We start from the raw sequence: 13,886 nt of genomic DNA, 5'->3' as shown, positions 1-13,886 counted from the left end.
CAAAATGAAGACATATTTTAAACTAATAATACTCTTTTTAACAATATCGTTAGCATCGTGCGACGATGTTATTGATGTGGATTTACAAAATGCACCAAGCAGATTAGTTATTGAGGCTTCTCTCGATTGGGAAAAAGGAACAACCGGAAGTGATCAAACTATAAAATTAAGTAAGTCGACACCTTACTTTGATACTACAACTAATACTGGTGTTACTAATGCTTCGGTTATAGTTACTAATGATGACAATGGCAGTGAATTTGTCTTCACGCACCAAGGGAATGGAGCATACACAACTACTGAGTTTATCCCTATAGTTGGTCAATCTTATACCTTAGAAGTGATTCATGAAGGAGAAACCTATACAGCGAATGAAACTTTAACATCAGTTGTAGATATTGAAGAGATAACACAGTCTATTGATGATGGTTTTAGTGATGAAGAGTTGGAAGTTACTATTTATTTTACAGACCCTGTGGAAGAAGAGAACTACTATTTGTTTAAGGCCCACAGACGAGGCGATTTGCTACCTATACTGGAAGATGGAGATGATGAATTCTCTAATGGTAAAAGAATTCCTTGGTGGTTTGAAAAGGAAGAAGATGATGAAACAGATAAGAAAGAAGCTTTTCAACCTGGAGATATTTTGGATATTTCTTTTTTTGGTATTTCTGAAGGATTTTCGAACTATATAGGTATTGTTATAGAACAATCTGAAGGAGTTGGTCTTTTTAGTACAACACCAGTACCTGTAAGAGGAAACTGTGTTAATACTGTTAATCCGGATAACTATGCTTTTGGTTATTTTAGGTTAACACAGGTTGTAAAAACAACGTATACATTTCAATAGTTTTCTGTTATTGAAATAAAAAGAGGCTATCTAAAAGGTTTTAGTCGTTATATTGTCAAATTGAATTTATAGAAATCGATGTTGATCATCAATTATTTAAGATATTTCGACAAGCTCAATATAACATATGATTTACCTTTTTAGATAGCCTCTTTGTTTTATGAAAATTTAAATAATTTATTATAGTTCAAAATCGGCATGTTTCCAACTTGCTTTAAAAAGCTCGTTATAAATCTCGGTATTTTCCTTATCGTCCAATCCGTCATAAGCCATTTTTAGACCATGATATGCCCAGCCGTTTTTTGGTAAATATTCAAGGTCTTTAAGATATAATTTAATAGCCATTTTTTGTTGTCCGTTAAGTATATAAATACGTCCTAAATGATGACGAATAGAGAAAAACCAATCTGGTGGTTCGTTATAATTTAAAGCATCTTCCATTTTTACTGCCCCTTTTAAAAGCGTAATACTGGTTTCAAGATCGCCTTCATGAGCTAAGATTTCAGCTTTTAAAACTTTTTCGGCTATTTTAACTAAGTCATAAACCGAGTTAATATCCCAAACGGTAACTTCTTTTAGTGTTTCGTCTTTTGCCAAAGTTTCAAGCTCTAATAATTCTGCTTTAGCGTTATCTAAATTACCTTTTCCTAAATGCGCCATACCTTCAGCATAATGTCTAATCGCTTTAGGATATTTTAAATCATAGTTTTTTAGTTTCATATTTAAAATAGTATCCCATTTTTTAAATTTTACTGCCACATAATAAGGAATGGTATAATAATGTTGTAACGTGCCCCAACCTGGTTGTTTCATAATTTCGGGATGTACATGCTCCGATACTTTATTGGCGCCAACCATAGCCCAATGGCTATTCCCTTCGAGTGTTGCTGTGGCAGCCATAAAATGATAATTATGCGGATAATAGGCGAGTGGATAAGCGCCTTGTGCATGGCAGGTTGTAACATAAGCACTATCTGCTTTAACAGCCGCGATGTTAGACAGGGTGCCTTTGTGGTACTCGCCGGTTCTTATGTATGTATGTGAGGGCATATGCAGTAAATGTCCCGAACCGGGTACCAGGCCATCATCAAAAGCTTTGGCAGATATGTTAGAGCGCTCCGGTGTTCTGGAAGCCTCAACAGCATGAATATAAAAGTGGTGCGCCCCGGGGTGTTTAGGGTTTTGGGCTATTAGTTTTTCCAAAAGCGCTACTATTTCTACAGTCCATGGTTTTTCCGTACCATCCTTTTCATTTAAGTCCCACGGATGCAAGTTCATAAGCGATTCTGCGTATAAAGCACTAATTTCTGTGTCTTCAGGATATTGGCTGTATAAAGCCTTCATGGCTTCAGAGTATTTGGTATCCAATGTCGTTCTATCTTCGGGAGGTTCCGGAGCATAGCGTAACGCCATAGCGTTAATAAATTGCTTTTCCTTTTCGGAGGCATTTTTAGATAGTGCTTTTGCTTTTTGTATGGCTTCGTATGCACGTTCATAGTTGTCATCCTCCATTCCGGCATTGTAGTTTGGTCCCAGTACATATGCATATCCCCAAAATGCCATAGCACAATTCGGGTCTAATTTTGTGGCATAATAAAAAGAACGAGCAGCTTCTGCATGATTAAAGCCATAAGCCAATGTCATGCCTTGATTAAAATAACGTTGCACTAAAGTGTTTTTAGTGGTAATGGGATAGTTTACAACATCATAACCTTCTAAAAGAGGCGCTATGTTATCTTTTTTATACCATTCTGCATCTGTAACTTGTGGTACACAGGTATATTTGGATGACACAGTAGTTTTACTAATAAATTCTTTGGGTTGTTCATTTGTCTTTTTACAAGAAAAAAATAGATTTAGAGAGATGATTAATAAAATACCTTTTTTCATTTTGTAAAGTTTTGTGTTTCATGAATTTAATTCATACAATTTACTAAACTTTTAAATGTGTTTAAGGTGATAAAGACATAATTTGGTTTTTTAGCGTAATTCTTTCAAAGAATATTCTTGTTCATATAAATAGTGTCCTAATACATTCTTTGTTTTTTTGCTGTATTGAAAATATTGATTTATTAGTGTTTAGCCCTTGTTTGTTTTACGTTTTCATTTATACAATGAAGTTGCTAAGAACCTTCATGTTATTTAAATTCCAATTTAATAACGGTGGCTATTTCATTCATATCAGAACTTTGGGGCGTAGTAATTGTAAGTGTTTCATCATTCCTCAACCATTTTAATTGTGCATTGCTACCTACAATGGAAACATTTTTGATTGTTGCTGTTTTATTTGAATCGAAGACATGTTCGAGTTGTATGTCTGAATTTGCTTCTGGGAGACCTAAAATATAGGTATAGACTGTATTACCATCTTTAGAGGTCGTAAAACGAATATCATTTTTACTATACTCTACTACAATTGATTGTCCGCCATGATTTCCTTTCCCAGTGTTAGCATTTCCATAACCGTATGTAGCATGCACACGTGTTTCATAAACAGCTTCTTCATGTCGCTCAATCCATTTCCCGATTGCTTTAAGAATATCACGTTGTGCTTGATCAATAACTCCTGCAGCAGTTGGTGAAATATTTAAAAGAACAATTCCTTTTTTACTCCATACATCAATCATATTCCTAATAACCAAAGATGGTTCTTTGTAGTCTCTGTCATCAACATGGCTCCAAGCCCCGTCAAGGTTAATGGTGATATCTGTCATCCAGTAGTCTTCAGATATTTCGGTTTTGCCGCCTTGTTCTACATCTAAGATACTTACGGATAAAGGCAAATCTTTCTGTTTGTGAATTACCAAAGGTTCTTGATTTCTATTTACAGCAGTATTAAAATGGTGGGCAACCATCTGTTGTCTGTAATTTTCAGGAATACGATCCAACCATGAATCAAACCAGATAATGTCTGGAGCATAGTCATCAACGACCTCCTTGATTTGGTCGAGCCAATATTGATTAAACTCATCAATTTCCATATTTCCATATAGTTTTCTCAATTTTGGATCGGTGGTAGATGTAATATAGTCTGGATGATATGGATAATTGCTATCTACGCCAACATCTGGTCCATTTCCAGCCCAATTGGTGGAGTCTTTGGCATACTTTTGCCCCAAGCGTGAATGGTGAAAGGTTGCGATGGTTTTGATATTTTTTTTACCAAGGGCTTGAAATAATTCTTTTGTAATATCTTTCTTTGGTCCCATATCCTTTGAGTTCCATGGGTTTACTTTACTACCCCACATAGCAAAACCGTCATGATGTTGTGCAACCGGTCCCGCAAATTTGGCACCTGCATCTTTAAATAGGCTTGCCCAATTATCAGCATCAAATTGTTCTGCTTTAAACATGGGAATAAAATCGTGATAGTTAAATTTATCTACGCCACCGTATGTTTTTTGATGATGTGCAAAAACCTCTCCACCCCATTTTTCTCCACGATCTGGATAATACATCCATCTTGGATACCATTCGCTATCAAATGCTGGTACAGAATAGACTCCCCAATGGAAATAGATCCCTAATTTGGCATCTTTAAACCATTCTGGTTGAATTTCTATTTTTGAAAGGGATTCCCAATTTTCCTCAAATTTCAAAGGAGCTGTTTCTTTTTTTGATTCTTGTGTGGCATTTTTGGATATATCCTTACAGCCCATTAAAATGGCAACTATTCCAAATACTATAACAACTTTATTTATTTTCATGTACTATCTATTTTTTTAGCTTGGTGATGGAAGCAAACAAATGAATAAACATATATGTGTTTCCTTTTTAATATATACAAATATCATGTCTACTCATAAGTTTAAAGGGGGCTTATAGTTCAAAAAAAGGGCATATAAAAACTGTTTTGTGAAAAGGGGCTTTTTTAGTTGTTACTATATCAAAAAGCATTGTTTATTTATGTAAATGATCTCCTGAAGCAACCTCTTGATTTTTTAATTGTCATATAGATAGCAACAAATCATTAATAAAAAAATCGAGATTATGAAAGTACCTATTTTTAAGAAAGAAATGATTATAACAACAACAATAAAAATGTCCTTATGCCTGTTATTGTTTTTTTGTTTTGCCTGTAAATCGGATGATAATGGCACATTTATACCTCATAAAGACCTATTACATGGATTTTGGTTCGTGGCAGACAAAGGTTATGTTATTGAATTAGCAGAAAATAAAAACGTTATCTATAATATTTCCTCAGCTGGATGTACAGTTCTGGATAATGATTTCAATATAGAAGAATCTGGTATAGAACTAAAGGTTGTAAATGCTAACGAACTTACCGGGGTTTCTCAAATGTCACTTTCTAATCTAAAACTTACCCGATTACAAGACTTAAATGCTATTTGTCTTCCAGACCAAATTTCTAAGACGGAAGATCCAAAAATTAATTTTGAACATTTTTGGAGTTTTTTTAATGATTATTATGCCTTTTTTGACTTACGAGGTGTGAACTGGTCGACCTATAAAAATTATGGTAATCAGATTACAAAAGATAATTTTTATGATGTTTTAGAAGATTTAGTTCTATTATTTGAGGATGGCCACGTAAGTATCAGTGACGACAAAAATGATATCGATATTGAATCAGGAATACCTGTTTTAATTGAACGTTTGAATGTTAATCTGAGTGGAGACCTCATTATAGAGAGTGAAGAAGACCTTGGCGTTATTTTAGGTCAAAAAGCAACAACCATTGTAGAAAAATACCTTGAAGGAACGTTTGAAGAAGATAAAGAATGGAATATGCTATGGGGAACTATAAACAATGATATAATGTATTTAAATATTTTAGGAATGAGCGGATATGGTACCGAATTGAGTAATGAACTATCTAGTCTCAATTTAGCATTAGATGATGTAATGAATGCCATTAAAGATTCGGGGATCTCTAAGCTGATTATTGATATCCGAACCAATCAAGGAGGCTTTGATAAGGTTTCATCAGATATCGCTGCACGTTTTGTAGATCATGAACGTAACGTATTTTCAAAAAAAGCACGATTAGGAAATAGTTTTACAGAAGATCAAATAATTTCGCTAGGGCCTAAAGGTGATTTTCAGTTTACTGGTGATATTGTACTTCTTACGAGTCCTTTAACTGCTAGTGCTGCCGAAATTTTTACTTTATATGTAAAAGATCTGCCCTATGTTACCATTGTAGGAGAACATACAAATGGTGGTTTTTCAGATATATTAACGCATGTATTGCCCAATGGTGCAGAGATAGGTTTATCTAATGAAGTATATAGCGATACCAAAGGTGTTGTCTATGAAGGAATAGGAATAGGTCCTGCTGCCGAAAATAAGATCCCATTTTTATCTAATGATGATTTTATTAATGAAAAAGATAGTGGTATTGAAAGAGCAATTGAATTGTTGAATAAATAATCCATCAATTTTTAGATTAATCTTTTATGTATTGTAGCATTATTTAAGGTCAATACACAACAAGATGGTTTTTTTGTTTCTAAAATGATGGTTGAAAAGCGGCTATTATTAAGGTTAAAAGTAGATTTTTCATTTTTGTTGTTTTTGTTAATTCGCTTGATTTTAATGGCGTGTTAGTTCTTAGTAAACGGAAGAACTCAATTTACTAAACTTTTAAAATACATTTAGGACAAAACTTACTTAATTTTGTTTTACATTTATAACCCAAATTAATGAACGTTACTTTTTAAATAGTTATGTGTCTTAAATTATAACCAAACTAAAATAGCGATAAGCTACATTTGAAAACCTTAGAAGACATTAATAATCTATCCGATGAAGATCTGGTAAAAGCAATTGTAAAAGACAATAACACATTGCTGTTTGAGATATTATACGATAGGTATGCTAGGTTGGTATATAACAAATGTTTTGGTTTTGCAAAAGATGAAGATGAGGCTGAGGATTTAACACAAGATGTCTTTTTAAAGCTTTTTGTTAAGTTGGGGAGTTTTAAAGAGAAATCGAAGTTTTCCACATGGTTATATGCCTTTACTTATAACCACTGTGTAAATTACGTAACCAGAAATACAGCTAAAAAATTAGAGAAACAATCTGTAGATTATAAGGATATTGAAAACCTTTCGGAAGACGATGATGATGATCATAGTTTTCTGGATATGAAAGTTGATAAGCTAAAATTAGCTTTAGAACTAATTTCTCCAGCGGAGAAAATGATTTTGTTACTAAAATACCAGGATTTTCTTTCTATTAAAGAAATTGAAAGTGTTTTAGGAATTGGTGAAAGCGCAGTTAAAATGAGAATTAAACGTGCTAAAGATAAGTTGATAACAGTGTATAACGATAACTTTAAATGATGGAATATAACCCGTTTAAAGACATAAACAAGCCTCTTAAGCAAGTTCCAAAAGAACTTAAGTCGAAGGTTATGCGTGATATTGCCATGGCTAAATTGCTTATGGACCTGGCAGAACTGTTCTCTTACAATATCGGCGATCTTATTGAATCTGTTATGAAACAAAGAAATAATAACAAATAGCCAAACTAATAAAACCCTCATAATATTAAAAATGGAAAAAGCAGGTAGATGGAAAGATATAGCCATGGAATCTCTAAGTAAAATGTGGCTCGAAATAACCGACATATTCCCCAACATAATAGGAACCATCATAGTTCTTTTAATAGGTTGGTTGATTACTAAGCTTCTTGTAAAAATTATAAAGAAAGCTTTAAAACTAGCAAAAGTTAATAAGCTAGACAATGCTATAAATGATATTGAAATTGTTGAGGGTAAAAAACTGAATTTCGATACGGTAAAGGTCGTGTCGAGTTTTGTAAAATGGGTGATGTATATCATGCTATTGATCATGGCATCTGATATTATGAATTTAACCATGATTTCTGAGCAAATAAGTAATCTTTTGGGTTACTTGCCACAGCTGTTTACCGCATTGGTAATATTTACTGTTGGTTTAATTTTAGCAAATGTTATCAAGAAAGGTTTAAAAGCGTTTTTTGAATCTATGGATCTATCAGGGGCCAAAATTATAAGCCAGGTCGTATTTTTTATTATATTAATTTTTGTATCGATAACAGCTCTTAATCAGGCAGGTGTAAACACCGAAATTATTACAAGCAATTTAACCATGATTTTGGCAGCATTTTTGCTGTCTTTTGCTTTAGCATTCGGGTTTGGCGCACAAAAAGTTGTGGGTGAGGTTTTAAAAGCCTTTTATGCTAGAAAAACTTACGAAATAGGACAGGTTATCGAATTTAACAATATTAAAGGTGAAGTTGAGACAATAGATAGTATAACTATTACGTTAAAAACAAAAGAAGGGAAAATAGTTATTCCCATAAAAGATATTATAGAGAGCCAAGTGAAAATACAGGATTAACTTTAGTTAGGGTTAAAGTTTTGGTTGGTTACTTATCCGAAATTTTTAGCAACTCTCTATTCGTCCCTTTTCATCACAAGTGAAAAGGGACTTTTTTTTAGTACTTTTCCAAGGCAAGCAACACCTCTTTTTTATAACTCCGACTAATAGGTAGCGATTTTTTATTAATCACTATTTCTTCGTTTGTGAATGAGGTAATGTTCTTTATTGATATGATATAAGACCTGTGAATTCTAAGAAACTTTTTAACAGGTAGTTTGGCTTCTATAGCACTAATGGTTTCTCTGGTTACTATCGCTTTATTCGCTAAATGAATTTTAATGTAATCGCTGTAGCTTTCAATATAAATAATAGCATCAAAATCTATTTTAATCATCCGTCTTTCAGATCGAACAAACATAAAATCGCTACTATCTGTATTTTCTATTACCACGTTTTTTGGTTCACTATATATGTCAAAATAATTATTAACAGCTTTTAGTAAACGCTCAAACGAAATGGGTTTTAGTAAATAATCTACTGCTTGTAACTCAAAACCTTCTACAGCATAATCCCGATACGCTGTTGTAAATATAATTTTAATGTCTTTGTTAATTGATTTTGCAAAAGAGATTCCAGATATCTCAGGCATATTAATATCTAAAAAAACCAGATCAATACTATTGTTTCTTATATAACTAAAAGCCTCAATGGCGCTTCCGCAGTTACCCACTATTTTAACATCAGGTACTTTTTTAAGATGGGTTTCTATAATTTCTCTGGCTATAAGTTCGTCATCAACAATAAGGCAAGATATGTTTTTGTTTTGTGTCAATTAATCAGAGGTATTGGTATTTAAAACTAAATTTACTTTAAAAAAGTTAGTATTCTTAGTAATATCTAATATATAATTATCCTTATATAATAAGTCTAACCGCTTTTGTATATTCTCCAATCCGATACCGTTTTTATGGGGTTCAGATTGTGTACTTGTATTCTCAATATCAAAAAGAAGCATTTTGTCTTTACAGGTTAGCGTTATTTTAATTGTTAACATGCCATTTTTTATAGCGCCATGCTTAAAGCTATTTTCAATAAAAGGCAGTAAAAGCATGGGGGCAATTTTAATGTCTTTAGATATGTTTTTTGTTAAAAAAGAAATGCTAAGGGTTTCGTTAAATCGCATTTTTTCTAACTCTATATAATCTTCAATATGATCGATATCGTCGGTTAGTAAAACAAAAGGCTTGTCAACTTTATAAAGTAGATAGTCTAATAAATTGGAAAGTTTTAAAATCATTTCCGGTGCTTGATCTGCTTTTTTTAGAGCAAAGCCATACATGGTATTTAATGTGTTAAACAAAAAATGGGGATGTATTTGCATCTTTAAATAATCAAGCTGCTGTTCTTTTAGTTTAAGCTGTGTTTCTAAAATTTTGTTTTCAAGTTTATTGGTTTGTTCAACGTGTTTTAAATTAAGCTTTAACAGTTTAAATCCGCTTACAACAATAACTACTAAGTATACTGCTATAGCAACCAATAGTAAATTTCTACTAATGGGAGCCATATCTGCATACTTAAAATTTGAGAGGTAAATTAGTCCGTAAAACACAGAAACAACTATGAGGTATGCAGAAATTATGAGCGTATATAAGCTGTATAACCCAAATAGAAAGTATCGCTTTTTTATAAGGTAATCGGGTATTATCTTATAGATAAAAACGTAAGTTGTAGCAATAGTGATAGGCATTAAAAACAAAGAGAATGACAATATGTAATTAAAATCTATGCTGTCGAAACCAAAGAAATAAGTGTAAAACAAGAGAACACCACACCAAAACAATATGTGTAACAGTAATTGGCTTATTTTTTTTAATATGAAACGTTTTTTTAGCATTAACCTAAGTAACTATACAATATTAGTATATTTTTCATGAGGAGTTTGTGTTTTGTAGACGAATAACGGATTTAGTAAGGGGTTCTGCAATATGCTATATTCAATCCTAATTTGGTTATCTGTCGCATTTGGAATTTTTGAAACATAAGCCCGTATAAATTTGAGGTATTAATCATTAAACGTACAATTTATGAAACATGCACTTTTATTTCTTTACCTCATAGTGGGCTTTTCTGGGGCACAGATCAATAATATTAAATTATTAGATTCTTTTTTTGACACACTTTATTCAAATCATAAAATGATGGGTAGTGTGTCTGTTTTAAAAGAAGGAGAGTTAATATATATACCAAAATTAGAAACCGCTATAGCCTTAAATGTTAACGGCCTTGATTACGACATGATGTCGATTTTGTTTAATGCTGTAGAGGCTGTAAAGGGCAAGTACGTTATGATGCCTAATTTTAAAACTATAGAATTAACGGAAGAAGAGATAAAACAATACTCAGGCGTTTATGAGTGTAAAGGAATACCTTTTAATTTGGTATTTGAGGCTCATGGTAAAACATTAAAAGGCGGACCAGGAGGCAATGAATTACTAGAGTTATCGGCTAGACAAAAATTAGAATTTACTACACTACAGAATTTAGGAGTTGTTTTAGATTTTGATCTCAAAAATAAAACAGTGGTATTTAAGAATACCGGGCACTTACCATTATTATTCACTAAAAAACAATAAATTTAAAGATTATGAAAGCAATAATATTATTACAGAATTCAAGTATATTTTCAGAATTAGGAAAGCGTTTTAATGAAGGTGGTCCATTTTTTATGTCACTCATTTTAATATGTCTCATACTCGCGTTGGTATTTTTAGTATTAGCATTTTTAAATGTGAAAAAAGATGTAAATAAATCTAAAAAAATGATAGCTTTAGTTTCCGATGCCAGTTTGTTAGGGTTGGTTATAGGGTTTTTAGGCTCAATAATAGGTTTAATAACTGCTTTTGATACTTTTGAGTATATGTCAGGTACTACAGAAGGTGTATCTTCAGCGAGGCTGGCAGGAGGCCTAAAAGTATCATTTTTAACAACTGTATTCGGTTCCATTACTTTTATCTTGCCACGAATAGGTATCATCTTATTAAAAACACTTCAAAAGCCTTAATGCATTATCATAACATAGATTGCGTCCCTTTTTTTTTAATAAGAAGGGACATTTTTTTATACTTTTCTAAGATTTGCAATATAACTTCAGTATTAAATAACGTGAATCTTGCTTAAGAATTCAAGGTGTTCCTCCCTATTAAAAAGGGAGGAGGATCCCGATGAGATCGGGATTCGGAGGGTTATATATGTTTGTTATTTTTAATAAAACTCCTCTTTCTTCCAATTTTTATCAAAATCGAAATTCATTTCTCGGCTTTAATTTAAAGAGGAGAGCACTGTGACAGTAAAAAAATAGTTCTGAAACAAGTCTGGGACACACACCGACATAAATTCTCTTATCCAAGATTCGCGTTAAATAACAAAGCGAAAGTAGCGTTTGGTAAAAAGATAGTCTGGTATCAATTCGTATGCAGAACATAGGTTACAGATATTAAAAATGCAGAAAAAAGGAAATCAACCCTTTATAGATGAGTAGCAAGTTTAGTAAGGGTTTATACATAATGCTAAATCCGATTCTAACTTTGTTATTCGTCGTTTTTAGAATTTTTTAATGAAAATCTTGACTAGGTTTGGGTTGTATTAATTAAAAGAAATGATCAGCTATGTATTTATTCTCAATACTACTTGCACCAAAATTGTTAGTTGTAACTAATTTTTTCGTAGATAAGTTTTATGAAGGAGGGTCACTATTTATGTCATTAATTCTTATTTGTTTTTTACTATCAGTTTCCTTTATAATAACTGGCTTTTTGAGTATCAAAAAAAGTAGTTCTCTTTCTGAAAAAATGCTTAAATTAACTATGGATAGTAGCCTTCTGGGATTGGTTTTAGGTTTTTTAGGTTCTGTGATAGGAATTATTATGGCTTTTGGTTCTATTGAAGATAAAGGGGCTTTAGATTTTGTTTTTTTGGCTAGTGGACTAAAAGTATCATTAATAACAACAACATTTGGTCTTTTTACTTTTATAATATCCAGAATTGGTATTCTTGTTTTAAGAGCATTACAAAAATCTAATAAAGCTTGTATTATAAACGTATTTTAAACTCCTTTTTGTTTACGATTAAATAATTTATTGTTGATTATTCCATTTATTGTAATTCTTATCACCTTTTGGTCTTTAGGCTTTTTTGCCCTTACTGAGAAAGCAGGAATGCACTTCGAATCTAATACTTAAAAACCAATCTAAAAATCTAAATTTTGAAAACGATAATAACTGCAAACGGCCACTGAATACTGAATACTGAATACCGAGACTGAACACTAAAACTAAAAACTACTTCCGCTTATTCCGTTTATTATAATTCTTATCACCTTTTGTTTTAGGTTTTTTATACTTACTAGCAATCTTAAACTTATAAGAACCACCTAAATTTTCCTTTTGGTTTTTGGCCTTCTTTTCATGAAACGCTGGTCCCGGGGCATCTTCATCCCTTCGTTTTGTTGGATTGTTACGTTCTTTTATTTGCGGACGTTCCTCTTCAATTAGTTCAGTAGAAATTTCAACAACCTCAGGAATTTCCAATAAAGGAATCTCCATGTTCATTAAAGCTTCAATGTTTTCAATCGATTCTTGCTCAGCTTCAGTAGAAAAAGCTATCGATTTCCCTTCACGTTCTGCGCGACCTGTTCTACCAATACGATGCATGTAGTTTTCGGGGTATATAGGCGTATCAAAATTGATAACATGCGATACATTATCAATATCCAAACCACGTGCCATTACATCTGTGGCAATTAAAATACGATTGTCACCATTTCGAAACTGTTCAATACTACGTAACCTGTAATTTTGGGTCTTATTAGAATGAATCACACAGAGTTCATCATGGAATATTTCATCTAGTTTTTCAAATAAACGATCTGCCATACGTTTATAAGCAACAAAAATTAAAACCTTATTAAAGGTTTCAATATCATTTAGAAGGTTGGCTAATAAATTAACCTTAGTATAAAAATTAGGAACATTATAACGTGTTTGTAATATGTTTTCTAGAGGCGTACCCGAAACGGCAATAGAAACACGCTTGGGGCTTTTAAAGAAATCGCTAATTAAAGCATCCACATCTTCCGTCATGGTAGCCGAAAACATGATGTTTTGTCTACGTTCTGGTAGAATATCAAAAATATTGATTAATTGATGCCTAAACCCTAAATCGAGCATCACATCCACTTCATCAATAACCAATTTCTGAATCGATTTAAGCTGTAAAACCCTGCTTAAAGCCAGGTCGTATAACCTTCCCGGAGTAGCTACTAAAATATCTAAACCCTCTGCAACTGCTTGTTTTTGGGTATTAATATTAGTACCACCATAAACCCCTAAAACACGATTGTTAATGTATTTAGAAAGCTTTTCAATTTCTTCTACCACCTGTACCACTAATTCCCGTGTAGGAACCAAAACCAAAACCCGTGGGTTTTCTTGAGTGGAATACTTTAAATTTTTAAGAATAGGAAGCATATAGGCAAAGGTCTTACCAGTACCTGTTTGTGCAATACCCACCATATCTTTACCGGAACTTACTACATTAAAGGCCTGTTCCTGTATTGGTGTTGGGGTTGTAAAACCCAAATCGTCTAATGCGTTATAAAGTGGGGTGTTTAAATTTAAATCTTCGAAACTCAAAATAGTACT

Annotated in this window: 13 protein-coding genes; 8 read left to right on the top strand and 5 right to left on the bottom strand. The window is 32.5% G+C overall.

Going from position 1 to position 13,886, the window contains the following annotated elements; all coding sequences use genetic code 11:
- Positions 1-4: 4 nt before the first annotated feature.
- On the top strand, positions 5-850 hold the full coding sequence (locus C1H87_RS02870) for a DUF4249 domain-containing protein (RefSeq protein ID WP_102754370.1): 846 nt from the start codon (positions 5-7) through the stop codon (positions 848-850).
- 180 nt (positions 851-1,030) lie between these two features.
- Here the strand turns inward: C1H87_RS02870 and C1H87_RS02865 are convergent, their stop codons facing one another.
- Entirely contained in the window at positions 1,031-2,740 is a 1,710-nt protein-coding gene (locus tag C1H87_RS02865) for a hypothetical protein (RefSeq protein ID WP_102754369.1), read from the bottom strand.
- Between the two features lie 248 nt (positions 2,741-2,988).
- Positions 2,989-4,557, bottom strand: coding sequence for an alpha-L-fucosidase (locus C1H87_RS02860; RefSeq protein ID WP_102754368.1), 1,569 nt, complete (start codon positions 4,555-4,557; stop codon positions 2,989-2,991).
- A gap of 283 nt (positions 4,558-4,840) precedes the next feature.
- Here C1H87_RS02860 and C1H87_RS02855 point away from each other — a divergent pair, with 283 nt between their 5' ends.
- The 4 genes from C1H87_RS02855 (at position 4,841) to C1H87_RS02840 (ending at position 8,205) form a co-directional block, all read left to right on the top strand.
- A complete protein-coding gene (locus C1H87_RS02855; protein WP_102754367.1) occupies positions 4,841-6,247 on the top strand; it encodes a S41 family peptidase in 1,407 nt (468 codons plus the stop codon).
- A gap of 341 nt (positions 6,248-6,588) precedes the next feature.
- Entirely contained in the window at positions 6,589-7,164 is a 576-nt protein-coding gene (locus C1H87_RS02850; RefSeq protein WP_102754366.1) for an RNA polymerase sigma factor, read from the top strand.
- Positions 7,161-7,346 (top strand): hypothetical protein, encoded by a 186-nt coding sequence (locus C1H87_RS02845; protein ID WP_233783317.1) that lies wholly within the window; start codon positions 7,161-7,163, stop codon positions 7,344-7,346. Before C1H87_RS02850 ends, C1H87_RS02845 begins: the two co-directional genes overlap by 4 nt.
- Positions 7,347-7,377: 31 nt before the next feature.
- Positions 7,378-8,205, top strand: a complete 828-nt coding sequence (locus C1H87_RS02840) for a mechanosensitive ion channel family protein (RefSeq protein WP_102754364.1) — start codon at positions 7,378-7,380, stop codon at positions 8,203-8,205.
- Positions 8,206-8,302: 97 nt separating this feature from the next.
- Here the strand turns inward: C1H87_RS02840 and C1H87_RS02835 are convergent, their stop codons facing one another.
- Both C1H87_RS02835 and C1H87_RS02830 read right to left on the bottom strand, forming a co-directional pair.
- Positions 8,303-9,019, bottom strand: a complete 717-nt coding sequence (locus C1H87_RS02835) for a LytR/AlgR family response regulator transcription factor (protein ID WP_102754363.1) — start codon at positions 9,017-9,019, stop codon at positions 8,303-8,305.
- Complete coding sequence (locus tag C1H87_RS02830) at positions 9,020-9,751, bottom strand: sensor histidine kinase (RefSeq protein WP_233783315.1); 732 nt, start codon at positions 9,749-9,751, stop codon at positions 9,020-9,022.
- A 520-nt stretch (positions 9,752-10,271) separates the two neighbouring features.
- Between C1H87_RS02830 and C1H87_RS02825 the strand changes: the two genes are divergently transcribed.
- The 3 genes from C1H87_RS02825 to C1H87_RS23525 all read left to right on the top strand — a co-directional run bounded on the left by C1H87_RS02825 (position 10,272) and on the right by C1H87_RS23525 (position 12,293).
- The gene (locus tag C1H87_RS02825) at positions 10,272-10,820 is read left to right on the top strand and encodes a hypothetical protein (RefSeq protein WP_102754361.1); all 549 of its coding nucleotides are present in this window, start codon (positions 10,272-10,274) and stop codon (positions 10,818-10,820) included.
- An 11-nt stretch (positions 10,821-10,831) separates the two neighbouring features.
- Positions 10,832-11,248: a MotA/TolQ/ExbB proton channel family protein gene (locus C1H87_RS02820; RefSeq protein ID WP_102754360.1), complete on the top strand. Its 417-nt coding sequence runs from the start codon at positions 10,832-10,834 to the stop codon at positions 11,246-11,248.
- Between the two features lie 787 nt (positions 11,249-12,035).
- On the top strand, positions 12,036-12,293 hold the full coding sequence (locus tag C1H87_RS23525; protein WP_233783313.1) for a MotA/TolQ/ExbB proton channel family protein: 258 nt from the start codon (positions 12,036-12,038) through the stop codon (positions 12,291-12,293).
- A 231-nt stretch (positions 12,294-12,524) separates the two neighbouring features.
- On the opposite strand, the gene C1H87_RS02810 is transcribed toward C1H87_RS23525, so the two are convergent.
- Positions 12,525-13,877, bottom strand: coding sequence for a DEAD/DEAH box helicase (locus tag C1H87_RS02810; RefSeq protein ID WP_102754358.1), 1,353 nt, complete (start codon positions 13,875-13,877; stop codon positions 12,525-12,527).
- Between the last annotated feature and the right edge of the window lie 9 nt (positions 13,878-13,886).

This window comes from Flavivirga eckloniae, from assembly GCF_002886045.1.
Taxonomy (GTDB): Bacteria; Bacteroidota; Bacteroidia; order Flavobacteriales; family Flavobacteriaceae; genus Flavivirga; species Flavivirga eckloniae.
Note: the sequence above shows the minus strand (reverse complement) of the source record. Positions and strands in the feature narration are given on the sequence as shown.

What these genes read in the sequence shown, in the direction of transcription:
- C1H87_RS02870 (WP_102754370.1), top strand. Translation starts at nt 5, where the DNA reads ATGAAGACATATTTTAAACTAATAATACTCTTTTTAACAATATCGTTA.
- C1H87_RS02865 (WP_102754369.1), bottom strand. Translation starts at nt 2,740, where the DNA reads ATGAAAAAAGGTATTTTATTAATCATCTCTCTAAATCTATTTTTTTCT.
- C1H87_RS02860 (WP_102754368.1), bottom strand. Translation starts at nt 4,557, where the DNA reads ATGAAAATAAATAAAGTTGTTATAGTATTTGGAATAGTTGCCATTTTA.
- C1H87_RS02855 (WP_102754367.1), top strand. Translation starts at nt 4,841, where the DNA reads ATGAAAGTACCTATTTTTAAGAAAGAAATGATTATAACAACAACAATA.
- C1H87_RS02845 (WP_233783317.1), top strand. Translation starts at nt 7,161, where the DNA reads ATGATGGAATATAACCCGTTTAAAGACATAAACAAGCCTCTTAAGCAA.
- C1H87_RS02840 (WP_102754364.1), top strand. Translation starts at nt 7,378, where the DNA reads ATGGAAAAAGCAGGTAGATGGAAAGATATAGCCATGGAATCTCTAAGT.
- C1H87_RS02830 (WP_233783315.1), bottom strand. Translation starts at nt 9,751, where the DNA reads ATGGCTCCCATTAGTAGAAATTTACTATTGGTTGCTATAGCAGTATAC.
- C1H87_RS02825 (WP_102754361.1), top strand. Translation starts at nt 10,272, where the DNA reads ATGAAACATGCACTTTTATTTCTTTACCTCATAGTGGGCTTTTCTGGG.
- C1H87_RS02820 (WP_102754360.1), top strand. Translation starts at nt 10,832, where the DNA reads ATGAAAGCAATAATATTATTACAGAATTCAAGTATATTTTCAGAATTA.
- C1H87_RS23525 (WP_233783313.1), top strand. Translation starts at nt 12,036, where the DNA reads ATGCTTAAATTAACTATGGATAGTAGCCTTCTGGGATTGGTTTTAGGT.